This window comes from Blastococcus sp. SYSU DS1021 (assembly GCF_054050995.1).
Genome location: NZ_JBJHAL010000033.1, coordinates 1 through 21,804, shown reverse-complemented (window position 1 = coordinate 21,804; position 21,804 = coordinate 1). Strand labels below are relative to the sequence as shown.

At 73.8% G+C, this 21,804-nt stretch carries 23 protein-coding genes; 9 read left to right on the top strand and 14 right to left on the bottom strand.

All coding sequences use genetic code 11. From position 1 onward, the window contains the following. Positions 1-79 precede the first annotated feature (79 nt). On the top strand, positions 80-1,177 hold the full coding sequence (locus ACI8AP_RS19255) for a DUF4192 domain-containing protein (RefSeq protein ID WP_456590979.1): 1,098 nt from the start codon (positions 80-82) through the stop codon (positions 1,175-1,177). 15 nt (positions 1,178-1,192) lie between these two features. On the opposite strand, the gene ACI8AP_RS19250 is transcribed toward ACI8AP_RS19255, so the two are convergent. The 3 genes from ACI8AP_RS19250 to ACI8AP_RS19240 all read right to left on the bottom strand — a co-directional run bounded on the left by ACI8AP_RS19250 (position 1,193) and on the right by ACI8AP_RS19240 (position 4,400). Continuing rightward, the gene (locus ACI8AP_RS19250) at positions 1,193-3,271 is read right to left on the bottom strand and encodes a S9 family peptidase (RefSeq protein WP_456590978.1); all 2,079 of its coding nucleotides are present in this window, start codon (positions 3,269-3,271) and stop codon (positions 1,193-1,195) included. A gap of 70 nt (positions 3,272-3,341) precedes the next feature. Beyond that, positions 3,342-3,650 carry a hypothetical protein gene (locus ACI8AP_RS19245; protein WP_456590977.1) on the bottom strand — a complete coding sequence of 103 codons (309 nt, stop codon included), beginning with the start codon at positions 3,648-3,650 and terminating at the stop codon, positions 3,342-3,344. A gap of 24 nt (positions 3,651-3,674) precedes the next feature. Further along, positions 3,675-4,400: a metal-dependent transcriptional regulator gene (locus tag ACI8AP_RS19240; protein ID WP_456590976.1), complete on the bottom strand. Its 726-nt coding sequence runs from the start codon at positions 4,398-4,400 to the stop codon at positions 3,675-3,677. Positions 4,401-4,555: 155 nt separating this feature from the next. Here ACI8AP_RS19240 and ACI8AP_RS19235 point away from each other — a divergent pair, with 155 nt between their 5' ends. Then, positions 4,556-5,737 carry an acetoin utilization protein AcuC gene (locus ACI8AP_RS19235; protein WP_456590975.1) on the top strand — a complete coding sequence of 394 codons (1,182 nt, stop codon included), beginning with the start codon at positions 4,556-4,558 and terminating at the stop codon, positions 5,735-5,737. Beyond that, entirely contained in the window at positions 5,730-8,483 is a 2,754-nt protein-coding gene (locus tag ACI8AP_RS19230; RefSeq protein ID WP_456590974.1) for a bifunctional acetate--CoA ligase family protein/GNAT family N-acetyltransferase, read from the top strand. The genes ACI8AP_RS19235 and ACI8AP_RS19230 overlap by 8 nt, the downstream gene beginning before the upstream one ends. 198 nt (positions 8,484-8,681) lie before the next feature. On the opposite strand, the gene sigB is transcribed toward ACI8AP_RS19230, so the two are convergent. From sigB to ACI8AP_RS19215, 3 genes are all read right to left on the bottom strand, one after another. Next, positions 8,682-9,668, bottom strand: coding sequence for an RNA polymerase sigma factor SigB (gene sigB, locus ACI8AP_RS19225; RefSeq protein WP_456590973.1), 987 nt, complete (start codon positions 9,666-9,668; stop codon positions 8,682-8,684). 281 nt (positions 9,669-9,949) lie between these two features. Then, positions 9,950-10,369, bottom strand: a complete 420-nt coding sequence (gene dtd, locus ACI8AP_RS19220) for a D-aminoacyl-tRNA deacylase (protein WP_456590972.1) — start codon at positions 10,367-10,369, stop codon at positions 9,950-9,952. A gap of 211 nt (positions 10,370-10,580) precedes the next feature. Then, the gene (locus ACI8AP_RS19215) at positions 10,581-11,111 is read right to left on the bottom strand and encodes a DUF421 domain-containing protein (RefSeq protein ID WP_456590971.1); all 531 of its coding nucleotides are present in this window, start codon (positions 11,109-11,111) and stop codon (positions 10,581-10,583) included. 273 nt (positions 11,112-11,384) lie between these two features. Between ACI8AP_RS19215 and ACI8AP_RS19210 the strand changes: the two genes are divergently transcribed. After that, on the top strand, positions 11,385-12,251 hold the full coding sequence (locus ACI8AP_RS19210; protein ID WP_456591011.1) for a DUF368 domain-containing protein: 867 nt from the start codon (positions 11,385-11,387) through the stop codon (positions 12,249-12,251). Between the two features lie 87 nt (positions 12,252-12,338). Here the strand turns inward: ACI8AP_RS19210 and ACI8AP_RS19205 are convergent, their stop codons facing one another. Together ACI8AP_RS19205 and ACI8AP_RS19200 are read right to left on the bottom strand one after the other, a co-directional pair. Continuing rightward, complete coding sequence (locus ACI8AP_RS19205; RefSeq protein WP_456590970.1) at positions 12,339-13,112, bottom strand: ABC transporter permease; 774 nt, start codon at positions 13,110-13,112, stop codon at positions 12,339-12,341. Further along, the gene (locus ACI8AP_RS19200) at positions 13,109-13,846 is read right to left on the bottom strand and encodes an ABC transporter ATP-binding protein (protein ID WP_456590969.1); all 738 of its coding nucleotides are present in this window, start codon (positions 13,844-13,846) and stop codon (positions 13,109-13,111) included. The genes ACI8AP_RS19205 and ACI8AP_RS19200 overlap by 4 nt, the downstream gene beginning before the upstream one ends. A gap of 111 nt (positions 13,847-13,957) precedes the next feature. Between ACI8AP_RS19200 and ACI8AP_RS19195 the strand changes: the two genes are divergently transcribed. From ACI8AP_RS19195 to ACI8AP_RS19180, 4 genes are all read left to right on the top strand, one after another. Next, entirely contained in the window at positions 13,958-15,058 is a 1,101-nt protein-coding gene (locus tag ACI8AP_RS19195; protein WP_456590968.1) for a sensor histidine kinase, read from the top strand. Further along, positions 15,055-15,699 (top strand): response regulator, encoded by a 645-nt coding sequence (locus ACI8AP_RS19190; RefSeq protein WP_456590967.1) that lies wholly within the window; start codon positions 15,055-15,057, stop codon positions 15,697-15,699. The genes ACI8AP_RS19195 and ACI8AP_RS19190 overlap by 4 nt, the downstream gene beginning before the upstream one ends. A gap of 326 nt (positions 15,700-16,025) precedes the next feature. Further along, positions 16,026-16,451 carry a hypothetical protein gene (locus ACI8AP_RS19185; protein ID WP_456590966.1) on the top strand — a complete coding sequence of 142 codons (426 nt, stop codon included), beginning with the start codon at positions 16,026-16,028 and terminating at the stop codon, positions 16,449-16,451. A gap of 209 nt (positions 16,452-16,660) precedes the next feature. Further along, positions 16,661-16,840 (top strand): hypothetical protein, encoded by a 180-nt coding sequence (locus ACI8AP_RS19180; RefSeq protein ID WP_456590965.1) that lies wholly within the window; start codon positions 16,661-16,663, stop codon positions 16,838-16,840. A gap of 4 nt (positions 16,841-16,844) precedes the next feature. Here ACI8AP_RS19180 and ACI8AP_RS19175 read toward each other — a convergent pair whose 3' ends face one another. From ACI8AP_RS19175 to wrbA, 3 genes are all read right to left on the bottom strand, one after another. Further along, entirely contained in the window at positions 16,845-17,942 is a 1,098-nt protein-coding gene (locus tag ACI8AP_RS19175) for a hypothetical protein (RefSeq protein WP_456590964.1), read from the bottom strand. Positions 17,943-18,102: 160 nt separating this feature from the next. After that, positions 18,103-18,294 carry a hypothetical protein gene (locus ACI8AP_RS19170; RefSeq protein ID WP_456590963.1) on the bottom strand — a complete coding sequence of 64 codons (192 nt, stop codon included), beginning with the start codon at positions 18,292-18,294 and terminating at the stop codon, positions 18,103-18,105. A 533-nt stretch (positions 18,295-18,827) separates the two neighbouring features. Further along, complete coding sequence (wrbA, locus tag ACI8AP_RS19165) at positions 18,828-19,430, bottom strand: NAD(P)H:quinone oxidoreductase (RefSeq protein ID WP_456568071.1); 603 nt, start codon at positions 19,428-19,430, stop codon at positions 18,828-18,830. Between the two features lie 304 nt (positions 19,431-19,734). On the opposite strand from wrbA, the gene ACI8AP_RS19160 reads away from it, so the two are divergent. Next, positions 19,735-19,872 carry a hypothetical protein gene (locus ACI8AP_RS19160; RefSeq protein WP_456590962.1) on the top strand — a complete coding sequence of 46 codons (138 nt, stop codon included), beginning with the start codon at positions 19,735-19,737 and terminating at the stop codon, positions 19,870-19,872. A 41-nt stretch (positions 19,873-19,913) separates the two neighbouring features. Here ACI8AP_RS19160 and ACI8AP_RS19155 read toward each other — a convergent pair whose 3' ends face one another. From ACI8AP_RS19155 to ACI8AP_RS19145, 3 genes are read right to left on the bottom strand one after another with little or no spacing between them, the layout of a single operon-like run. Then, complete coding sequence (locus ACI8AP_RS19155; protein WP_456590961.1) at positions 19,914-20,477, bottom strand: hypothetical protein; 564 nt, start codon at positions 20,475-20,477, stop codon at positions 19,914-19,916. Continuing rightward, positions 20,474-21,127, bottom strand: coding sequence for a GNAT family N-acetyltransferase (locus tag ACI8AP_RS19150; RefSeq protein ID WP_456590960.1), 654 nt, complete (start codon positions 21,125-21,127; stop codon positions 20,474-20,476). Before ACI8AP_RS19150 ends, ACI8AP_RS19155 begins: the two co-directional genes overlap by 4 nt. Further along, positions 21,127-21,660, bottom strand: a complete 534-nt coding sequence (locus tag ACI8AP_RS19145) for a GNAT family N-acetyltransferase (RefSeq protein WP_456590959.1) — start codon at positions 21,658-21,660, stop codon at positions 21,127-21,129. Before ACI8AP_RS19145 ends, ACI8AP_RS19150 begins: the two co-directional genes overlap by 1 nt. Positions 21,661-21,804 lie beyond the last annotated feature (144 nt).

The window sequence follows — 21,804 nt, the reverse complement described above, 5'->3', positions numbered from 1 at the left end:
GCGTCCACAGGAGCGGTCGCCGTCCACAGAACGACCCGGGGCCGCTCGCCGCGGCCCGGGCGCGAGCAGGGTCGCCCGCATGGACGTGCCCACCGCGCAGCAACCCGCCGACCAGCTGGAGATCCGGCTCTCCGACCCCGGGGAGGTGGCCGCTGCGCTACCGCACCTGCTGGGCTTCCACCCGGCCGAGTCGATCGTGCTGATCGGCCTGGGCGGCCCGTCGGGCGGGCGGGTCGGGCTCACGGTCCGGGGCGACCTCCCCCCGTCGGGCGACGGCGCGGGGATCGCGCGGCTGCTGGTCGACAGCCTGCACAGCGACCGGCCCGCGGCCGCGCTGGTCGTGGTGGTCTCCGAGGCGCCCGACGACACCGGTCAGGGCGGCGCGGAGGAGGGGCCGGCCGGCGTCCTGCCGCACCGGACGCTGGTGCACGAACTCGTCCTGGCCCTGGCAGCCACCGGCATCGCCCCGCGCGACGCGCTGCTCGTCCGGCGCGGGCGCTGGTGGTCCTACGACTGCCCGCACCCCTGCTGCGCACCGTCGGCGGGGACGCCCCTGCCCGGCGGGGTCAGTGCGCTGGCGGCCGCCGCGATCAGCACCGGGCAGGTGGTGGCCCCCGACCGGGCGGCGCTGGCCGAGCGCCTCACCTCGCCGCCCGGGCCGGGTGGGGGCATGCGGGCCGCCTGTCTCCGCGCCGCCGAGGAGCGCTCGGCCCGGCTCCGGGAGGTGGGGTGGGCGGCGCTGGCCGAGGAGTCGTGGGCCGCGGTCCGGCGGGCGGTCGCGCGGTACCGGCCGGGCCCGTCCGGCGAGGGACCGCTCGGTGGTGACGAGCTGGCCGGTCTGGCCTGGGCGCTGCGCGACGTGCAGGTGCGCGACCGCGCCCTGCAGCTGGCGCTCGGCGCCGACGCCGCAGCGGCGGAGGTGCTCTGGACCGAGTGCGCCCGGCGGTTGCCCGCGCCGCTCGACGCGGCCCCGGCCACCCTGCTGGCGGTCAGCGCCTGGTTGCGCGGCGACGGGGCGATGGCCGGCATCGCCCTCGACCGGGCCCTGGACGGCGATCCCGGGTACAGCCTGGCCCATCTGCTCCGCCAGGCCCTGGATGCCTGCCTGCCGCCGGCGGGGCTGCGCGACCTGCTGGCGCGGGCTGGCACCGACGGCGGCAGCCGCCAGCCGGGGTGAGCCGTGCGCCGGTCCTCAGAGCAGCTCGGGCCGCCGCCACTGCTCGCCACGCACGTGCTCGGCCAGGAAGGCGAGCACGGTCTCATACCAGAGGCGGCTGTTCCCCGGCGTCAGCACCCAGTGGTTCTCGTCGGGGAAGTAGAGGAACTTCGAGGGGACGCCGCGCTTCTGCAGGCCGTACCAGAGCGCCAGTGCCTCACCGATCGGCACCCGGTAGTCCCTGTCGCCGTGGATGACCAGCATCGGGGTGCGGATCTGGTCCACGTAGCGGTGCGGGGAGTTCTGCTCGTACCGCCGCGGTTCGGTGAACGGGTCACCCCACTCCTTCTCCCAGTAGTACGCGGCGTCGGTGGTGCCGGTGAACTGCTCGAGGTTCCACAGGCTGGCGTGGGTGACGATCGCCCGGAACCGGTCGGTCCGGGTGGCGATCCAGTTGGCCATGTAGCCGCCGAAGGAGCCGCCCATCGCCGCCGTCCGTGCGGCGTCGACGTCGGGTCGCTGCTCCGCGGCGTCCACCGCCGCCATCAGGTCGGTGTAGGGGGTGTCGCCCCACTCGCCCCAGCCCCGGCGCACGAAGTCCTGGCCGAAGCCCTGGGACAGCGCCGGGTTGGGCAGGAGGACCGCGTAGCCCTGGGCCGCCAGCACCCACGGGCACCAGCGCCAGGACCACGAGTTCCAGCTCATCAGCGGGCCGCCGTGGATCCAGAGCACCAGCGGGGCCGGTGCCTCCGCCGAGGCCCCGTCGGGTAGCACCAGCCACGACTGCACGCGGGTGCCGTCGGCCGCGGTCGCCTCCACCTCGTGCAGGCTGCCGGGCAGCCGGTCGATCGCCGCCGGGCTCGGCAGCGGCTCCGGGTCCTGCATCGGGGCCGTCGGGTCCAGGCGGACCGGCAGCGGCGGCGAGTCGTACGCGGACCGCAGTGCGTACAGCGCGCTGCCGTCCCGGGCGACCTGCAGGTGGCTGTAGGCGCCGTCGGCGGTGAGCCGCACCGGCTCCCCGCCGTCGACGGGTACGCAGAAGATCGCGTGCCGGCCGTCCTCGTCGGCGAGGAAGTGGACGGCGGTGCCGTCGGCGGCGAACTGCGGTGCGCTCGGCCAGCGGTCGAAGTCGGGGGTCAGCTCCCGGGCGGAGCCGTCGGCGACCTCGACCAGGAGCAACGTGTAGTCCGGCGGCTCGGCGTAGGAGGACATCGCCTCCCGTACGCAGACCAGGCGGGCGCCGTCCGGGGAGAAGGCCGCGGAGTGGACGTCGGCCAGCGGGTCGTCCACCAGCACCCGCGTGTCGCCGGAGCCGGTGTCGGTGAGCACCAGCCGGGTGCGCCGGCCGGCCGGCCCGTCGGGCACCTCCTCGGCCCGGGCCAGCAGGCGGCCGTCGGGGGAGAGCGCGATGTCGTCGCCCGACCCGTTGGGCGGGGACGCGTCCGGGGTCAGGTCGCGCAGCTCCACCGGCGGGTTGCCGGCCGGCTGCTCCTCGGTCGGGAGCTGCCCGGCCCAGAACAGGTGCGGAGCCGCCGGTCCGAGGTCGTGATCCCAGTACCGCACCGGGTACGCCTCGTGCAGGATCGCCGAGACCCCGGCCTCGCTCCGGGCCTTGCGCCGCTCCTCGTCGGCATCCGGGTCGGAGCCGCCGGGCATGGTGGCGGAGACGACCACGACGTCCCCGCTGCCGGCGGCGACGACGAAGGAGCCGATGCCCCCCGGGCGTCCCAGCACCGGCCGGGCCTCGCCTCCCTCGGCGGGGAGGCGCCACAGCGACGGCTTCGGCTCGGCCGCCGGCTCCGCGCCGGGGTCGGGCCGGGCCGAGGTGAACAGCAGCGAGCCGTCCGGCGCCCAGGCGGGGGCGGATTCGCCCGGTGCGCTGCGGGTGAGCCGCCGGGCGGGCCGCGCACCCCGCGGGTCGAGCTCCCACACCGCCGACTGCCACTTCTTGCCCTCGCGGTCCAGCGTCTGCAGCGAGACCGCCAGCCGGGTCCCGTCCGGAGAGAGCGCCAGGGCGCCGATCCGCGGCAACGCGGTGAAATCGGCCAGCCGGTGGAACGGCGTGGGTGCCGGCTCGGGGGAGGTGTCTGCGGGTGCCGGAGCGGACGAGCTCACCAGGGCCTTCTCTCGCACGGCAGCGGGGGACCGCCTCACCGTAGTGAGCCGGGCAGCGCCCCGCTGTGCGTCAGCGCACGTCCCAGGCCTGGAGGAACTCCTCCGGGCCCAGCGTCGCCAGCTCCGTGTCCACCGCCCGCAGCATGTCCCCGGCCGCGAACGGGTCACCGGCCGGGAAGCGCAGCACCTCCCTGCCGTCGTCCCGTCGGGTCACCACGACGTCATGCACCGACGGCGCGGGCAGCAGGCCCCACAGGAGCCCGGAGGCGAACGCCCCGGCCACCCGCAGGCGGTGCAGCAGCGCCCCGCCGGGCCGGGGCAGCAGCCGCGCGAGGAACACCTCGGCGGCCCGGGGAGCCGTCGCCGCGTGCTCGTCCACGCCCACCTCCTGCATCCGGTCGGCTCAGAGGCGCGGCGCGGCCTCGAGCGGGGTCAGCTCCTCGTCGACGGCGCTCACGAACATGTGCTGGGCGACACCGGCGGGCAGCACGTACCCGTCCAGGCTCACCGATCCGTCGACCAGCTGGGCCGTCATCGTGACGCCCGGGCGCACCCCGTGGTCGGCCAGCGCACGCAGCAGCTCGGCGTTCTCCTGCAGCTGCTCGCTGATCCGGCGGATCACCACCGGCCGGCCCTCTGCCGAGGCGGTGGTCGACAGCAGCGTCAGGGAGTCGAGGACCGCGGAGGTCTCACCGCCCAGCGGTTCGTCGCCGCGCAGGGCCTCCAGCCCGGGGATCGGGTTGCCGAACGGCGACACGGTGGGGTTGCCGAGCAGGGACAGCAGACGGCGCTCGACCGCCTCGCTCATCACGTGCTCCCAGCGGCAGGCCTCCTCGTGGACGTCGGCGTAGTCCAGGCCGATCACGTCCACGAGCAGGCACTCCGCGAGCCGGTGCTTGCGCATGACCGCGGTGGCCAGCTGGCGGCCCTCCTCGGAGAGCTGCAGGTGCCGGTCGCCCTCGACGGTCAGGAGGCCGTCGCGCTCCATCCGGGCGACCGTCTGGCTCACCGTCGGACCGCTCTGGTGCAGGCGCTCGGCGATGCGGGCCCGGAGCGGGACGATGCCCTCTTCCTCCAGCTCGAAGATCGTCCGGAGGTACATCTCGGTCGTGTCGATGAGGTCGTTCACAGGTCTCCTCCGTGTCGGCGTCCAGTCTACGGGGCCGGAGGGCGGTCACCGGCCCCCCGGCGAGCGGTCTCGCCGAGGTACCGGTCACCACGGGACCCGGTAGCGTCGGCGACCGAGCCGCCGCGCCCGGCCGGGCGCGCCGGAGGGGAGGTGCCGTGAGCGACTCGGTCGCCGTCGTCTGGGACGACGCGCTGCTCGGCTACACGATGGGAGGCGACCACCCGCTGCACCCGGTGCGGCTGGACCTGACGATGCGGTTGGCCGACGGCCTCGGCCTGCTGTCCAGCGACCGGCTGCGGGTGCTCGCACCGGAACCGGCCGGCGAGGACCTGCTCACCCTGGTCCACGACCCGCTGTACCTGGAGGCGGTGCGCCAGGCGCCGGCCGATCCCGGCGTCGGCCACGGTCTGGGCACCCCGGACAACCCGATCTTCCCGGAGATGTACGAGGCCGCGGCGCTGATCACCGGGGGCAGCGTGCTCGCCGCCCAGCAGGTGCACAGCGGCGCCGCACAGCACGCGGTGAACATCTCCGGCGGCCTGCACCACGCGATGCGGGGGGCCGCCTCGGGTTTCTGCATCTTCAACGACGCCGCCATCGCCATCGCCTGGCTGCTCGGCCAGGGGTACGAGCGGATCGCCTACGTCGACCTCGACGTCCACCACGGTGACGGGGTCCAGGCCGCGTTCTACGAGGACCCCCGGGTGCTCACCGTGAGCATCCACCAGACGCCGCTGACGCTGTTCCCGGGCACCGGTTTCCCGGAGGAGACCGGCGACCCCGGCAAGGCCCTGGGCAGCGCCGTCAACCTCGCGCTGCCCAACGGCACGGACGACTCGTCCTGGCTGCGGGCGTTCACCGCCGTCGTGCCCAGCGTGCTCAAGGCCTTCGCGCCGCAGATCATCGTGACCCAGTGCGGGTGCGACGCCCACCACGAGGACCCGCTGGCCGACCTCGCGCTCACCGTCGACGGGCAGCGCGCCAGCTACAAGGCCATGCACGAACTGGCCCACGAGATCTGCGACGGGCGCTGGGTCGCCCTCGGTGGCGGTGGGTACGGCCTGGTGCGCTGCGTGCCCCGAGCGTGGACCCACCTGATCGCCGAGGCCGGTGGCGCGACGCTGGACCCGGCCACGGAGATCCCCGAGCCGTGGCGCGAGGACGTGCTGCGCCGCGGCCTGCGCGCCCGACCGCCCACGCACATGACCGAGGGCGGGTACACCGGCTTCTCCCGGTGGGACACCTTCACCGAGTCCCGGGTCGACCGGGCGATCATGCGCACCCGTCGTGCCAGCTTCCCCTACTTCGGCCTCGACCCGGACGACCCCCGTGACTGAACAAGGACCCCTCTCCCCCCCACCGCTCGCAGGCTCGCAGCGGGCCCCTGGAGAGGGGCCGCCCGACGAGCAGCAGCAGAACCCGACGCCGCCGCCGCACTGGGAGGCCGACATCGTCGCCGCCGACGGCGGCACGGTGCACCTGCGGCCGATCTGCCCCGAGGACGCCGCCGGCCTCAACGGGCTGATGGAGCGCAGCAGCGACCAGACCCGCTACTACCGGTTCTTCGGGCCGATGAAGCGGCTGTCCGAGCGCGACCTGCATCGGTTCACCCACGTCGACCACGACAACCGGGTCGCCTTCGTCGTGCTGCTGGGCGACCAGGTCGTCGCCGTCGGCCGCTACGACCGGTACCCCGGCACCGACGACGCCGAGGTGGCCTTCCTGGTCGAGGACGCCCACCAGGGGCGGGGGCTGGGCTCGGTGCTGCTCGAGCACCTCGCCGCCGCCGGCCGGGAGCGGGGCATCAAGCGCTTCGTCGCCGAGGTGCTGGCGCAGAACAGCAAGATGGTGCGGGTCTTCCGCGACGCCGGGTACAAGGCCGAGCGCTCGTACGAGGACGGCGTCGTCCACCTGACCTTCCCCATCGAGCAGACGGAGGACGCGCTCGCGGTCGCCTACGAGCGCGAGCAGCGCAGCGAGTCGCGGTCGATCGCCCGGCTGCTGACGCCGTCCTCGGTGGCCGTGGTCGGCGCCAGCAACGACGCCGGCAAGATCGGCAACGCGGTGCTCCGGCACCTGCTGGACTACGGGTTCGCCGGGCCGGTCTACCCGGTCAACCCCGGCGCCCGGCACGTGCGCGGCGTCCCGGCGTACGCCGACATCGAGTCCATCCCCGACGACCTCGACCTGGCGATCCTGGCCGTGCCCGCCGACGAGGTCGCCGGCGTGGTGGAGGCCTGCCGCCGGAAGCGGGTCCGCGGCCTGGTCGTGATCTCCGGCGGCTTCGGGGAGGCCGGGCCGGAGGGGCGTGAGGCCGAACGCCGGCTGGTCGCCGCGGCCCGCGCGTCGGGCATGCGGGTGGTCGGGCCCAACTGCCTGGGCGTGGTCAACACCGACCCGGAGGTGCGGCTCAACGCCAGCCTCGCGCCGATGGTGCCCGGCCGTGGCCGGGTCGGGTTCTTCGCCCAGTCCGGCGCGCTCGGCGTCGCGCTGCTCGAGCGGGCCCGCAGCCGGGGCATCGGGCTGTCCACCTTCGTCTCCGCCGGCAACCGCGCCGACGTCAGCGGCAACGACCTGCTGCAGTACTGGTCCACCGACCCCGGCACCGAGGTGGTGCTGCTGCACCTGGAGAGCTTCGGGAACCCCCGCAAGTTCGCCCGGCTGGCCCGCACCGTCGGGCGCACCAAGCCGGTCGTCGCGGTGAAGAGCGGCCGGCACGTCGGGGTCACCCCGGGCCTCGCGGGCACGTCGGTGGCGGTGCCCGAGCAGTCGGTGGCGGCGCTGTTCGCCTCGGCGGGGGTGATCCGCGTGGAGACCGTCGCGCAGCTGTTCGACGTCGGCACGCTGCTGGCCCACCAGCCCGTGCCGGCCGGGACCCGGGTCGCGGTCGTGGGCAACTCGACCGCCATCGGGGTGCTCGTCGCCGACGCCGTCCTCGAGGAGGGGATGGAGCTGGCGCACGACGCGCCGGTGGACATCGGGGTCGCCGGCAGCCCCGAGGAGTTCCGGGCCGCGCTGCAGGCCGCCGTCGACGACGAGGGCGTCGACGCGGTGATCGCGGTGTTCCTGCCGCCGCTGATGGCCGGGTCGACCGAGTACGGTCCGGCGCTGCGTGAGGTCTCGGCCGGGTCGGGCAAGCCGATCGTGGCCAGCTTCCTCTCCGCCGAGGGCATCCCGCCCGAGCTCGCGGTGCTCGACGAGCACGGGATGCCCGCCCGCGGCTCGGTGCCGTCGTACAGCACGCCCGAGCGGGCGGTCATCGCGCTGGCCAAGGTGGTGGAGTACGGCCGATGGCGCCGCCGCCCGGTCGGCGAGGTGCCCGACCTGCCCGACGTCGACGAGGCCGCCGCCCGCGGCCTGGTCCGCCGCGTCCTGGCCGAGGGCGCCGGCGGGCGCGAGCTGGTCGACCACGAGCTGATCGAGCTGCTCGGGGCCTACGGCGTCCCGGTCCTCGCGACGCGGACGGTGACCAGCGCGGAGGACGCCGTCGCCGCCGCGGACGAGATCGGCTACCCCGTCGTCCTGAAGTCCACAGCGCCGTGGTTGCGGCACCGGTCCGACCTCGGCGGGGTGCGCCTCGACCTCGTCGACGCCGACGCCGTCCGCGCCGGTTACGCCGCGATCCCGGCGGGCGATCCGGTGATCGTCCAGCAGATGGCCGCCCCCGGTGTCGCCACCGTGGTCGAGATCGTCGACGACCCGTCGTTCGGGGCGCTCGTCAGCTTCGGCGTCGGGGGCGTGGCCACCGACCTGCTCGGCGACCGGGCGTACCGAACGCTGCCGCTGACCGACCTGGACGCAGCCGAGCTCGTCCGCGCGCCGCGCGCCTGGCCCTTGCTCGACGGCTACCGGGGTGCGGAGCCGGTCGACGTGGAGGCGCTGGAAGACCTGCTGCTGCGGGTGGCCCGCCTCGCCGACGACCTGCCCGAGGTGCTGCACCTGCAGCTGGAGCCGGTCATCGTGGGTCCGAAGAACCCGTGGCACGGTGGCCGGTCGCTCGTGGTGGCCGGCGGCACCGCCCGCATCGGTCCGCCCACCGCCCGGGTCGACCCCGGGCCCAGGAGGATGCGCTCGCCGGTCTGAGACGCCGAGAGCCCGCCCCCGGAGTCGGGGACGGGCTCTCGTGCCCGGCAGTCACCTCGTCGAGGTGAGCCGCTCTGCGCGCAACGGCGTCCTGGCGCGGGGCCGGAGGCTCCCGGCAGGACGTCCGTGGACACGCTCAGCGCAGCCGGGGGACGGCTCGTGGCCGTGGTGTCGTCCGGAGGACGACGGTGTCATCGCTCAGGCGAGATAGTCGCGCAGGGCGTCGGCGCGCTGCGGGTCGCGCAGCTTGGCCATCGTCTCGCGCTCGATCTGGCGCACCCGCTCGCGGGAGAGACCGAACTGCTTGCCGATCTGCTCCAGCGTCCGGGGCTGGCCGCCGTCGAGGCCGAAGCGCAGCACGACGACGTCCCGCTCGCGGTCCTCCAGCGTGGAGAGCACGGTGCGCACATCGCCCTTCATCATCTGGAAGGCCACGGCATCCTCCGCGACGGCGGCGTCGGCGTCCTCGATGAAGTCACCCAGGCGGGACTCCTCGTCGGCGCCGACGGTCTGGTCGAGGCTGACCAGGTCGCGGCTGTACTCGAGCAGCTCGGTGATCCGCTCCTCGGGCAGATCGAGCTCCAGCCCCAGCTCCTCGGCGGTGGGCTCGCGCTCCAGCTCCTGGTGCATGCGCCGGCGGGTCCGGACCACCTTGTTGACCTGCTCGGCCAGGTGGACGGGCAGCCGGATCGTGCGCCCGGAGTCGGCCATGGCGCGGGTGATCGCCTGCCGGATCCACCAGGTGGCGTAGGTGGAGAACTTGAAGCCCTTGGTGTAGTCGAACTTCTCGACGGCACGGATCAGGCCGACGTTGCCCTCCTGGATGAGGTCCAGGAACGTCATGCCGTGGCCGGTGTAGCGCTTGGCCACCGAGACGACGAGCCGGAGGTTCGCCTCCAGCAGGTGCGCCTTGGCCGCCTTGCCGTCGGTCGCCAGGATCTTGTAGTCGCGCTTGCGGGCCGGGGTGAGGCCCTCCTGCTCGGCGAGCAGGCGCTCGGCGTAGAGCCCGGCCTCGATCCGCTTGGCCAGCTCCACCTCCTGCTCCGCGGTGAGCAGAGCGGTCTTGCCGATCGTGTTGAGGTAGACGCGCACGAGGTCGGTGGAGACCAGGCCGCTGGTGTCGGGCTCCCGCCGGGGGGTGCGCACGTCCAGGGTGTCGGTGGGGGAGGACTGCAGCAGCGTCACGATGGGTCTTCGTCCTTGCCTTGGGTTCGGATGCACCTGCCGGGCGTCGTCGGGCGGCGGTGCGGTCCAGGCGTGGAGCGGGTCCACGGCTACGGGGTCACCGGCCGGTCCCGCTCTTCTCTGTCCGGTGTGGTACGCCCTGCACAACGGCCGCCACGGGGGTTCGTGTTCCGCTAACCCGCCGTTCACAGCAAACCGACAGGGAGTGTCTTCGGTCACCCCTCGGTACCCGGGGCCGCGGGGTCCCAGTCATGTCATTTGACCCCGGGCGGTTCCGCAGGTCAGACCTCCAGGAGGAGGGTCATCGGCCCCTCGTTGACCGACGAGACCCGCATGCTGGCACCGAAGACCCCGGTGGCCACGGTCGCGCCGCGGCGGCGCAGTTCGGCCACGACCTCGTCGACGAGGGGTTCGGCGAGCTCGCCCGGGGCGGCGTCCTGCCAGGACGGGCGGCGGCCCTTGCGCGTGTCGGCGTAGAGCGTGAACTGGCTGACGACGAGGAGCGGCAGCCCGAGGTCGGACGCGGACACCGCGCCGTCAGGCCCCGGGAAGATGCGCAGCTCGTGGATCTTGCGCGCCATCGCCCGTGCCCGGTCCGCGTCGTCGTCCCGGCCCACTCCGACCAGTGACAGCAAGCCGGGGCCGATCTCGCCCACGACTCCGCCGTCCACAGTTACAGCCGCTGTACTCACCCGGCTCACCACCGCTCGCACCTCGGCATTCTCCCGCGCCCCCGCCGGCGACGGGCGGGGACCTGCGGACCCGCATGGAGGGCGGGGCCGGCGCACAGCCCCGCCACAGCCGCGGCGCCGATGGTGCTGCCGGATCGGTCGCGGCACACCGACCGGGAGAAGCTGATCATGGCCACGACGACGGCCGGTGCCGACCCTGGGCGGCGCGCCGCCGTCGTCGTCACCTCCCGGTCGAGGTGAAGGGGAGCACCGAAGCGCCGTCGCCCATCTTGCCCGCGCCGACCACGGCGAGCGTGCCATCGGCCTGCAGGATCACCGCCGCGACGTCGTCCAGTGAACCGAACCCCTTCTCCCGCGCCGCCGAGTGCAGGTCCGCCTCGATCATGCGGTGCCGGCGCAGCGCGCGGTCCACCGGCTGCCCGTCGTGGAACAGCAGCGTCGGGCCGGGGTCCACCAGCCGCCTGAGGGCAGACCACCGCGCCCGCCCCGCGGCGAACAGCCACTGCAGCGCGACGAGGAGCGCGAACGTCACGAACGCCTCCGACAACGGCACCTGCGAGGCGGTGAGCACCCGGCCGAACGCCGAGCCGAGCGTCACGGTGATGACGAAGTCGAACGGCGTCATCTTGGCCATGTTGCGGGGGCCGGTGCCGCGCAGCAGCAGCACCAGCCAGATGTAGCCGAGGGTGCCGACCAGGAGGATGCGCAGGATCGGGTCCCAGCCGTCCCAGAGGAACTGGGTCTGGTTCACGCGGGTGACCTCCGGAGGTGTCAGGGCGCCACTGTCGACGCCGATGACCACCTCAACGGGAGGGCCTCGATCGCGCCAGCCGGGAACGGTGGGACCGGGCGGGCAGCTCCGTCACACGACGCCTTCGCGGCGCACCGGTCGACGACCACATCGCGCCAGGGTGTCGGCGGTAACTTCGTCCTGGTGCGCCCACCAGTGAACGAGAGTTCTGCCCCACCCGAGCGGCCGTCGCGCCTGCCTCCCGCCCCCGGTCACGTCCTCCGCGGCGTGGCCATGGGCGCCGCGGAGGTCGTGCCGGGGGTCAGCGGGGGAACGGTCGCCCTCGTCGTGGGGGTCTACGAGCGGCTCATCGACGGTGCCGGGCACGTCGTGACCGCGTTGCGGCTGGCCGTGACGGGCCAGTGGGCGCGAGCCCGGGAGCAGGTGGGCCGAGCGGAGTGGTCGACCATCGTCCCGGTGCTCGTCGGCATGCTCTTCGCCGTCCTCGCCGCCGCCCGCCTCCTGGAGCCGGTGATCACCGACCACCCCGTGGGCGCCCGCGCGGTCTTCTTCGGGATGGTGCTGTTCTCGATCATCGTGCCGGCCCGGATGGTGGGGCGCTGGTCCTCGCGCGACGCCGCCGCAGCGGTGCTGGCCGCCGTCGCGGCGTTCGTGCTCACCGGCCTGCCGCCCGCAGGTGACGTGGACCCACCCCTGGCGGTGGTCGTCGTCGCCGCGGCGGTGGCGATCTGCGCGCTGGTGCTGCCCGGGCTGTCAGGTTCCTTCCTCCTGCTGACACTGGGCCTCTACCAGCCCACCCTGACCGCGGTGAACGACCGCGATCTCGCTTACGTGGGCGCCTTCGCCCTGGGCGCGGCGCTCGGGCTGGGGATGTTCGTGAAGGCCCTGCAGGCAGCCCTCCACCGGCACCGCGCCCTGACCCTGGCGATCATGAGCGGCCTCATGGTGGGGTGCCTGCGCGCGCTGTGGCCGTGGCAGGACGAGGAGCGGACCCTGCTGGCACCGGACGACGGCGGGCTGCCGATGTTCGCCCTCGCCATCGGCGCCGGCCTCGTGGTCACCGCCTTCGTGGCCATCCAGGCCTACGTCGAACGGCGGGCCGCGCCCGAGGGCGCGCGGCCGCACAGCCACCCCCGCTGAGGACCGTCTCGCGGGCATCCCCGAGCCGACCAGTGCCAGGCGTGCCCGTCCGCGCCGGCTGGTCGGAGGCGGCCAGGCGCCTCCGCGTCAGTCCCAGCGGAAGAGCGCAGCGGCGAGGACTACGCCTACGACCGTCGTCGCGCCCAGGCTCAGCAGATGGACGGGGTCGACCGCGACGCCGGCCCAGGCCGAGGACAGGGCTTGCACGGCTGCTCCGAAGGGGAGCCGTTCGCCGAGGAGGGCGAGGGCGTCCGGCAGGGAGTCGCGGCCGCCCAACAACCCCCCGAGGGCGCCGAGGGCGAAGAAGGTGACGAGTCCGATCGCGACCGCGGAGTTGGGTGTCGGCGCCGTCGCCGCGACGATCATGCCGACGGCGTACATCGCGGCCATCGCCAGCAGGAGCACGCCCGTGGCGACGCCGAGACGCACCGGGAGGTTGGCGTCGAGCACGCCCACCGCGAGTGCGAGCGCGAGTGCGATGCCGATGACTGCCTGGAACACGCCCACGGCGACCTGTGCAGCGAGCACCATGACCGGCGAAGCCGGGGTGACCGCGAGGCGCCGCAGGATCCCGGTGCGACGGTAGTAGGCCAGGAAGCTCGGCAGGTTGATGATCCCGATGGTCGCGACGACGATCGTGAACACCAGTGGCAGGACGAAGACGTCGAAGACGGTGCGCCCGTTGGTCACGACCTCGTCGCCGGCCGCCGAAGCGTTTATCACCAGGATCAGCAGCGGCACGACGATCGGCACGACGAGGCCGGAGGTGTCGCGCGCGACCATCTTGGCCTCGCAGGTGATCAGGGTCAGCCACGACGTCAGGCCCGGGCGGTGACGCCGCATCGTCGCCTCGGTGCTCATCCGTCGTCCTCCAGTTCCTTGCCGGTCAGGGCGACGAACGCGTCGTCGAGGTCGTCGGCACCTGCCCGGGTCACCAGGCCGCCGGGTGTGTCGACGGCGATGATGCGGCCGCTCTCGAGGAGGGCCACGCGGTCGCAGAGGCGTTCGATCTCCTCCATCGCGTGGCTGACCAGCAGGATGGTGACGCCTTCGTCGCGGAGGCGCTCGATCGTCCGCCACATCGCCCGCTTGGCCCGCGGGTCGAGGCCCGTCGTGAGTTCGTCCAGGATCGCGACCTGCGGGCGACCGGCGAGCGCGAGGGCGACGGACAGTCGCTGCTGCTGGCCGCCGGAGAGTTTCTCGAAGCGCGCGTCGCGGTGCTCTCGCAGCCCGACCAGTTCCAGGAGCTCCTCGGCGGGCCGGGGGCGGGGGTAGAAGGTGCGGTAGAGCGCCAGCAGTTCGGCGACCGTCAGGGCGTGGTGCAAGTGGGCCTGCTGCAGCTGGACGCCCAGGACCTGGCGCACCTGGGCCCGGTCGCGGTGCGGGTCGAGGCCGAGGACACTCACCCGTCCGCGGTCGGGCCTGCGCAACCCGGCGATCATCTCCACCAGGGTCGTCTTGCCCGCGCCGTTGATCCCGAGGACGCCGAACACCTCACCCCGGTCGACCCGCAAGGTGACACCGCCGACGACCACTCTGTCGCCGTAGTGCTTGTGCAGGTCCTCGGCATCGATCACCGGAGCTGCAGTTCCCATGGCTGCGACGCTAGGTGCGGCCTGCGCCCGGTCGCCTGTGCCGATGGTCAGGAGCTGTGACCATGACTTCCGGCACCTGGCCGGCTCTCGAGCGGCCCCTAGGCTCCTCGTATGCGACGACTCGGACCCGAGGAGTGGTCGGGCCTCGCCATGCTCGTCGTGACCGTCGTGGTCGTCGGGCCGGTGCTGTTCGGAGTCGCCGAGACATCGATCCCCCGTGGCTGGTGGATCGTGCTGTTCGCCGGGTTCATCGTCACGCTGCTGTCCGCCGTGGCCATCGAGCGACCGGCTGCGCTCAGGTACGGGGCTCTCACCACGGCCGTCGTCCTCTCCTGGTCGGTCGTCCTGGCCGCCCCCCACGTGGGGCTGCTGCCGGTCCTCCTCGTGGTGACCGCGGCCGTGAGCGTCCACGTCGCGCCGCTGGGTGCCGGCATCCTCCTGGTCGGGCTCAACACCGCCGTTCTCGCCTACTCCACCGGTCGGGACGGTGCCTCCCCCGAGGTGCTCGTCGTCTCGGGCTTCTACCTGCTGATCCAGTTGGCCGCTGTCCTCAGCTCGGTGGCCATGATCCGCGAGCAGCGGATGCGGCGGGAGCTGACCGAGGCGCACATCGACCTGCAGGCTGCCGCCGTCCTGCTGTCGGACTCGGCGCGCACGGCCGAACGGGTGCGGATCTCCCGCGAGCTGCACGACCTGATCGGGCACCAGCTCACCATCCTCAGCCTGGAGCTGGAGGCGGCACGCCACCGGCCAGGTGAGCAGGCACGCGAGCACGTCGACCGAGCGGGCCGGGTCGCGCGGGACCTGCTGGCGGACGTCCGGAGCACCGTGGGCCGGCTGCGGACCGAGTCGCCGGATCTCGCCGAGGCGCTTCGTCAGGTGGCCCGGGACATCCCGGGGCTCGACGTCTCCGTCGCTGTCGACCGCGATGTACGCGCCGGCGAGGAGGAGACCGCCGCGTTCGTCCGTGCCGTGCAGGAGATCCTGACCAACACGATCAAGCACGCCGGTGCCCGCACCCTCCGGATCGAGGTGCGTGCCGAGGGCTCCCGAGCCGTCCTGACCGCTGTCGACGACGGACGCGGTGCGCGGGAACCGACGCCCGGCAACGGGCTGCGTGGGATCGCCGAGCGGTTCGAGGCGCTGGGCGGTGACGTGACCTTCGACGGGAGCGAGGGCTTTCGCGTCACCGCCCGGGCGCCGGTGACGTGACGCGGGTCGTGGTGGTGGACGACCAGACCCTCGTCCGCCAGGGCATCCGCACACTGCTGGAGCTCTCCGAGGTGGCGGTGGTCGGCGAGGCAGACGACGGGCAGTCGGCACTGGAGGTCATCGCGGCCACGGCGCCAGACGTCGTCCTCCTCGACCTGCGCATGCCTCGCCACGACGGCATCTGGACGCTGGAGCAGCTGCACCAGCGCGGTATCGAGATCCCTGTGCTCGTCCTGACGACCTTCGACGACGACACGCTGGTGCTCGGAGCCCTCCGAGCCGGGGCGCGGGGCTACCTGCTCAAGGACGTGACCCTGGAGCAGTTGACCGATGCGGTGCGCACCCTGGCCGAGGGTGGCACGCTCATCTCCCCATCGATCACCGATCGGCTGCTGCGGGCCGTCCGCTCCGGGGCCCCACCGGCTGACGCCGGTGCCCCGGCGGTCCAGGCGCTGACCACCCGCGAGCTGGAGGTCCTGCGGCTGATGGCCGAGGGCTGTACCAACCGGGAGATCGCGGGGGCGCTGTTCCTGGTGGAGGGCACGGTGAAGAACCACGTCTCGGCCATCCTGCTCAAGCTGGGCGCACGCGACCGGACGAATGCAGTCCTTCGTGCCCTGCACGAAGGACTGCTCACGTGATCGTCGTAACCGCAGAACGGGGCGGGGCCGAGGTGGCCGGGAGGGACAGGCGTGTGATTCGCACGGGCGTGTGCGGGCCGTGGCCGAGCGAGTTCCAGCACGGTGCCCGCCTGCGCTGCACCCGGCCGGCGCAGGAGCGTGGGGGCGCATCTCCGTAGCGGGGCTGCCGCGGACGCTCCCCGGAGGCATGGGTCGGCGCGTCTGGGTATGGCGGGCAGTCGCAGCGGTCCGGGCCTACCGGAGCACGCCGCTACCGGAACTGCGAGGGGGATGTCGTGCCGACGGACAGGGACACGGAGAGCGTGGGCAGCACGGTCGTCCGGGGAATGCGCAGCACGGTCGGGCGGGAGAGCACCACCTTCGGCTTCTCCATCCTCGCCACCGTCACCTTCGGGGTCTGCCAGGTGACGCAGGGGCCGCCCGACCTGCCGCGCATCTTCCTCTACGCGGCGGGCGCGGTCATGTCCTTCACCCTCCTCGAGGGCCTCCTCTCGGCCGGCTTCCGGCGGCCGATGCCCCAGCACCCCACCCAGACCCTGGCGCTCGGCACCAGTCTCAACATCCTGTCCGTGCTCGTCGGCCTGGGCGCCGCGGCGTTGCTGAGCGCCTTCTTCTCGCACGTCGCCGTCTGGGCGCTGGCGCCGTTCCTCGGCGGGGTGGTCTACCTGCTCACCGAGAGCCTGGAAGCAGCGTTCGCCGAGCGGCTCCTCGTCTCCTCCGGTGACGAGGACGCCCGCGAGGTCTCGGACTAGCCTCCGCCGCCGGTCCACCCGTGCAGACCGTCCCGGGAGTCGCGGGACGCCCTCTCCGGTCGCATCCTGCGCACGGCCCCGGGCTAGGGACGGCGGAACCGCGTTGCCTCGTCGCCTCGTCCGCGACATGTCACCCCGGTCACGACCCTGCCGCCGGACGACCCCGATGGAGCGGCGATCGAGACGAGCCCTTCTTCCTCCTGCCCTTCGTGCACCTCGCCGGCCTGGTCCTGGGTTTGCACCGCCACGTGCAGTCGATCATCGAGTGGCCCGATCCGCCGTGGGTCCTGATCGTCGCGGGCCTCGGGGCGCTCTGGGCCGGCGGCGAGGTGCTGCTGCGGCGCACGCACAGGGCCGCGGAGGACCTGGTCGACGAGGTCGCGCCCTGAGCCCCTAGTCCCAGGGCCAGTCCTCCTGCGCCCGCAGCACGCCCTGCATGAATCCCCACGCGGTCACCAGATCGCTGAGGAGGGCGCCGAGGTCGGCGTCCGTGGCCAGGTCGACGTGCTCGAAGGAACGAACAGCCGCCACCTCCGCCTCGGGGAAGGCCCGCTGGAGGCGCACGAGTTCCGCGACCGGTACGGCCGGGTCGTCGAGGGCGTGTGCGGCCAGCACGTCGGCCTCGACGTCGTCGGCGACGTCGACGGGGGAGAACGTCTCCACGAGGGCGTCCCCGGGCGGCGGGAGGCTCCGGGCGAGGTCGACCACCAGCATCGGGTCGTCGGTGGTCGCCATGCGGTAGACGTGGCGCGCGGCGGCGGGCAGACCGCTCGGATCGTGCCGCTCGAGCGCGCGGCGCAGCGGCTCCCGTTGATCCTCGGGCACCAGCTGCGTCGCCGCGTCTTGGAGCACCGTGCGGACGACGGACTCGTCGGAGCCCTGCCACGGGTGCACCTCACCGTCCACGACAGAGACCCCGGTCACCGCCGCCTGGAGGACCCCGACCAGGTCGGCGTAGGCGCCGAAGGTCGCGACCAGGTCGATGCAGCCGGCCACGCGCTCGTCGGCGGCCGCGACCAGGGCGAGGGACCCGCCGTAGGAGAACCCGAGGAGCACCAGCTCATCGCCACCGCGGCAGAGCTCCGCGGCCACCTCCACCACCCGGTCGAGGTCGTCGACGTCCAGCACCCGCCCGTAGAGGCTCAGCTCGGGGACCACCACCTCCCGCCCCGCGGCGGCGAGCGACGAGGCCAGGGACACGACACGCTCGTCGTCCCGCCCGGCGGGGGCCGCACCGGGCACCACGAGGACCGGCGGCGCGACAGCAGCGGGCGAGTAGCGGTCGACGACCACGTCCCCCAACTGCTGCTCGCTGCGCTCGACCGGTGGCGCCCACGGCCGGGGGAGCGGCCCGTCGAGCGCGCTGTCGAGCACGAACACGGCCTTCGCGGTCGCGCGCACGGCCGGGTGGCACACCAGCCCCGCGACGGCGAGCACGGTCGTGACCAGCACCAGCGCCAGGGTGGCCCGGAGAGCTGGACGGCGCGGCATCTCCCGATCCTCTCGCGGTCCGCGACTCCCTGCGGAGCCCACCGGGGCGTCCCCTCGGGGTGGAGGGCACCGGGGGAGGCGCGGGTGCTGCGCGGCGGAGCCGGGCACGTGCGCTGCGGTTGCGGGTCGATGCTCGCAGAGCGGGTGCGTCCGGCTGGGCTCACTGGCCCGGGCGATCCTCGCCGGCTTCTCGACGACGCTGGCGGACGAGGGCGGCGAGGTGACCGACGACGAGGACGGCCATGCCGGCGGTCGTCCACCAGAGCTCCGCGACAGCCGCGGCTGCGCCCATGACGACGGCCGCAGCCATCAGCCACCAGCGTGCCGAGCTGTCCCACCGTGGCCACTGCATCTGCTCCAGGCTAGGGGCGGCGGCACCACGCCGTCACGGGGCCGGGCCCTGGGCGGCGTCTCGCTCCGGCGCACTGCGGTCGTGGAGGAGCGCGGTCGCCAGGAGGGCGTCCCCCTGACCCGTGGCTGGATTCGCGAGCGTGCCGACCCTCCGCATCGCCCGGGACGCCGCCGCCGACGAGCTGCTCGGCCGGGACGCCCTCGCCCTGCTGGCCGGGAGGCTGCTGGACCAGCACATGCGTCGACGAAGCAGCTGAAGAAGTCGACTGCAGTTCGCCCGCCGCGACGAGGAGGGCCGGTTCTGACCGCGGCTTCCCGCGGAGCGGCCGCGGCGCGAGAGTCCCTCGCTACCCGCGTGGCCCCTGGAAGGGCGGCAGCCGACGCGCCCGGTGACCCGTGACGGGGTGGAGTTCGCGCTCCGTGCCGTATGGGCGGGAGAGGCGCTGGCGACCTTGCGGCGGTAGCGCCGGGATCTTGGATCTGGCCGGTTCCTGGGGCGAGTCCGCGGAGCAGCCCCAGGAACCGTGATCCATGTCAGGCGACGAGCTTGGCGGTCACCTCGGCGAGGCGGCGGCCCTGGTAGCGGGCCGCGGCCAGCTCGGCCTGGTTGGCGGTCGCCGCCTGGCCGCCCGAGGCGTTGGAGACGCCGTAGGGGTTCCCGCCGGCCTCGAACAGCAGGGGGTCGGTGTAGCCGGGCGGCACGATGACCGCCCCGAAGTGGGAGAACACGTTGAACAGTGTCAGGATCGTCGACTCCTGGCCGCCGTGGACGTTCTGCGCGCTCGTGAAGGCGGTGGCGCCCTTGTTGGCCAGCTTCCCGGTGAACCAGAGCCCACCGAGGGTGTCGATGAACTGCTTCATCTGGGCTGCAGGGGTGCCGAATCGGGTCGGCGTGCCCAAGGCGTAGCCGTCGGCCCACTCGAGGTCCGCCGGCGTGGCCACCTCGACCTGATCGGCGGTGGTGTCCACGTGGGCGCGCCAGAGCGGGTTGGAGTCGATGGCCTCCTCGGGAGCCAGCTCGGGGACTCGACGCAGGCGAACCTCGGCCCCGGCTTCGCGGGCGCCGTCAGCAACAGCGGCGGCGAGCTGGTGGACGTTCCCGGTCGACGAGTAGTAGACGACAGCGATGTTGGGCACGGTTCTCCCTGTAGCGCGTTGGTTCGGACATGACGGGCAGCAGTCGGCGTATCTCATTGAATGCTCAACTACTGTTGCGACGCTACCGCGCGCCAGCTCGTTATGCATGTCGGGAAGTGGCGCCCGGCGCCCAGGATGCGGACGGCGTGGTGGTGACCGGGGTAGAGCGAAGCCGGAAGTCAGCGCTCGTTCACAAAACCTGGAACGAGCTCTCTGGCAGGCACATCGTCCACCGGCGGAACCATACGGCCCGCGGTGCTCGGTGGTGATTGCCACGGGATCGCTCTGCGGCACCATCTCGGGTGTGCCGACCCTCCGCATCGCCCAGGACGCCGCCGCCGACGAGCTGCTGAGCCGCGACCCGCTCGCGCTGCTGATCGGGATGCTGCTGGACCAGCACATGCGTCAACGAAGCAGTGACCGTTCCCGAAGTGGCTCGTGAACCGGTCGGCGGTGCCGGTGGACCGGCCGATCGTGCACCGGTCACGAGGTGGGGCATCGTGAACGGTGGGTCTTCGGCCAGAAGGTGTAGGGCAGCGGCCAGGCCAGCGCCCAGATGATGACGCCGGCGGTGAGCCCGTTGATCCAGCCGGCCAGGTGCGCCGTGCGCGCGGCATCGTCGGCGGCGAGGACGGCCAGGCCGAGCAGGCTGCAGGCGACCGCCCACCCGGCGAGCGCGCGGGCCCACAGCTTCCACTCGTGGCGAGCGCGTGCCTGCCCGTACTCCGGGGGGCGCACGGGTGGCGGGCCGCCTGCGAAGCGGTGGGCGAAGCGCTGATCGGCCCACCGCAGGGTGAGCGGCCCGAACGCCACGGAGAAGCCGATGTAGACGGCGGCGAGCCCGTGCGCGGCGCCGGCTGTGCTGCCCGAGCGGAGGTCGAGGAAGGAGGCGATGAGCAGGACCAGGTCGAGCACCGGGGCGCCGGCCAGCAGGACCGCGCTGGTGCGGCGCAGGCGCAGGAGGTAGCGGACCATCAGGCCGGCGCCGAGCAGGCACCAGAAGCCGACCTCGCAGGCCACGATGAGTGCGAGCAGGAAGCCGTTCACCGGATGGGCGCTGCTCCGGACGCACTCCCGGCGTCGGCAGGGTCGGCCACCGCCGCAGGGGGCTCGCGATGCATCAACCAGGTGCGCGGCCCACCGTCCGGCAGGTCGACGGCGGTGGTGACGGAGAAGCCGAGGCGCTGGTAGAAGCGCACGTTGCGCGCCGCGCTGGTCTCCAGGTGCACCGGCAGCCCGTATCGATCGGCGCGGGTGAGCCCTGGTGCGAGGGCGACGGCTCCCATGCCCCGCCCTTGGTGGCTCCTGTCCACGCCGACGCTGGCCAGCAGGAGATGTGTGCCGCCGGGCCGGTGCGGGCCGAGCACGGCGTCGGCTGCGGCGGCCGTGGCCGCGCGGTCACCGGCCAGGTCGGCGACCGTCGCCCCGATCTCACGCCACACCTGGTCGGGGATGGCGGTGCCGGGCAGCCAGACGGCGACCGTCGTCAGGCGCTCGGCGGTGTAGCCGAGATCGACGTGCCCGTAGGGCAGGGCGACGGCGGTGAGGTACAGCTCCTGCAGCGCGGTCAGCCGTCGGTCGTGGTCGTCGGCGGCGACGGTCCAGCGGGTCCAGGGGTAGTCGGTGAAGGCGTCAGCGAGGAGCGCGGCCGCGGCCGGGAGGTCGCCGGCCGTGGCGGGGCGCAGGTGGAGCCTCATCAGTTCTCCGGCTGGGGGCGGGCGGACGCGAGGTGGCGGTAGGCGGCGGGAGTCCAGGCGGCGAGCACCTTGGGCCGCAGGGTGGCGCCGAGGCGGCGGTAGAAGCGCTGGGCGTCGGCGTTGTCGACCTCCATGCCCCAGCGGATGAGCAGCTGTTCGGGCGCGGCAAGAGCGGCGAGGGCGGCCATGAGATGGCGGCCGACGCCGGCGTCGCGGTGGCCGGGGCGGACGTAGAGGTCGTCGAGGTTGAGCACGTCGCCGCCGGTCCACAGGTGCAGCTGGCGAAGGGCGGAGACGTAGCCGACGGCCTGTCCGGCGCGCTCGGCGAGCAGCACGATGACATCGGGGCGGTCGAGCATCCGGCGCCACTTCTCCACATCGACGTGCACGTGTGCGCTCTGGTCCTCGTGGGCGGCGATCTCGCCGGCCATCGCGGCGACGACGGCGGCGTCGGCAGGTGCGGCCCGCCGGATCGCGACGTGTGGGGGCGCTGCGGCGGGGGCGCTGAGGTCGGCCGCGGGCGGGTGGGGCATGGTCGGCTCCTGGAGGTGGCGGGGACCGGTTGGAGGGGGACGGGCTGCGGTGGAGTGGTGGGGGGGGGGGGGGGGGGGGGGGGGGGGGGGGGGGGGGGGGGGGGGGGGGGGGGGGGGGGGGGGGGGGGGGGGGGGGGGGGGGGG

What these genes read in the sequence shown, in the direction of transcription:
- ACI8AP_RS19255 (WP_456590979.1), top strand. Translation starts at nt 80, where the DNA reads ATGGACGTGCCCACCGCGCAGCAACCCGCCGACCAGCTGGAGATCCGG.
- ACI8AP_RS19150 (WP_456590960.1), bottom strand. Translation starts at nt 21,127, where the DNA reads ATGAGGCTCCACCTGCGCCCCGCCACGGCCGGCGACCTCCCGGCCGCG.
- ACI8AP_RS19200 (WP_456590969.1), bottom strand. Translation starts at nt 13,846, where the DNA reads ATGGGAACTGCAGCTCCGGTGATCGATGCCGAGGACCTGCACAAGCAC.
- ACI8AP_RS19205 (WP_456590970.1), bottom strand. Translation starts at nt 13,112, where the DNA reads ATGAGCACCGAGGCGACGATGCGGCGTCACCGCCCGGGCCTGACGTCG.
- ACI8AP_RS19185 (WP_456590966.1), top strand. Translation starts at nt 16,026, where the DNA reads ATGCGCAGCACGGTCGGGCGGGAGAGCACCACCTTCGGCTTCTCCATC.
- ACI8AP_RS19210 (WP_456591011.1), top strand. Translation starts at nt 11,385, where the DNA reads ATGGGCGCCGCGGAGGTCGTGCCGGGGGTCAGCGGGGGAACGGTCGCC.
- ACI8AP_RS19175 (WP_456590964.1), bottom strand. Translation starts at nt 17,942, where the DNA reads ATGCCGCGCCGTCCAGCTCTCCGGGCCACCCTGGCGCTGGTGCTGGTC.
- ACI8AP_RS19145 (WP_456590959.1), bottom strand. Translation starts at nt 21,660, where the DNA reads ATGCCCCACCCGCCCGCGGCCGACCTCAGCGCCCCCGCCGCAGCGCCC.
- ACI8AP_RS19195 (WP_456590968.1), top strand. Translation starts at nt 13,958, where the DNA reads ATGCGACGACTCGGACCCGAGGAGTGGTCGGGCCTCGCCATGCTCGTC.
- ACI8AP_RS19170 (WP_456590963.1), bottom strand. Translation starts at nt 18,294, where the DNA reads ATGCAGTGGCCACGGTGGGACAGCTCGGCACGCTGGTGGCTGATGGCT.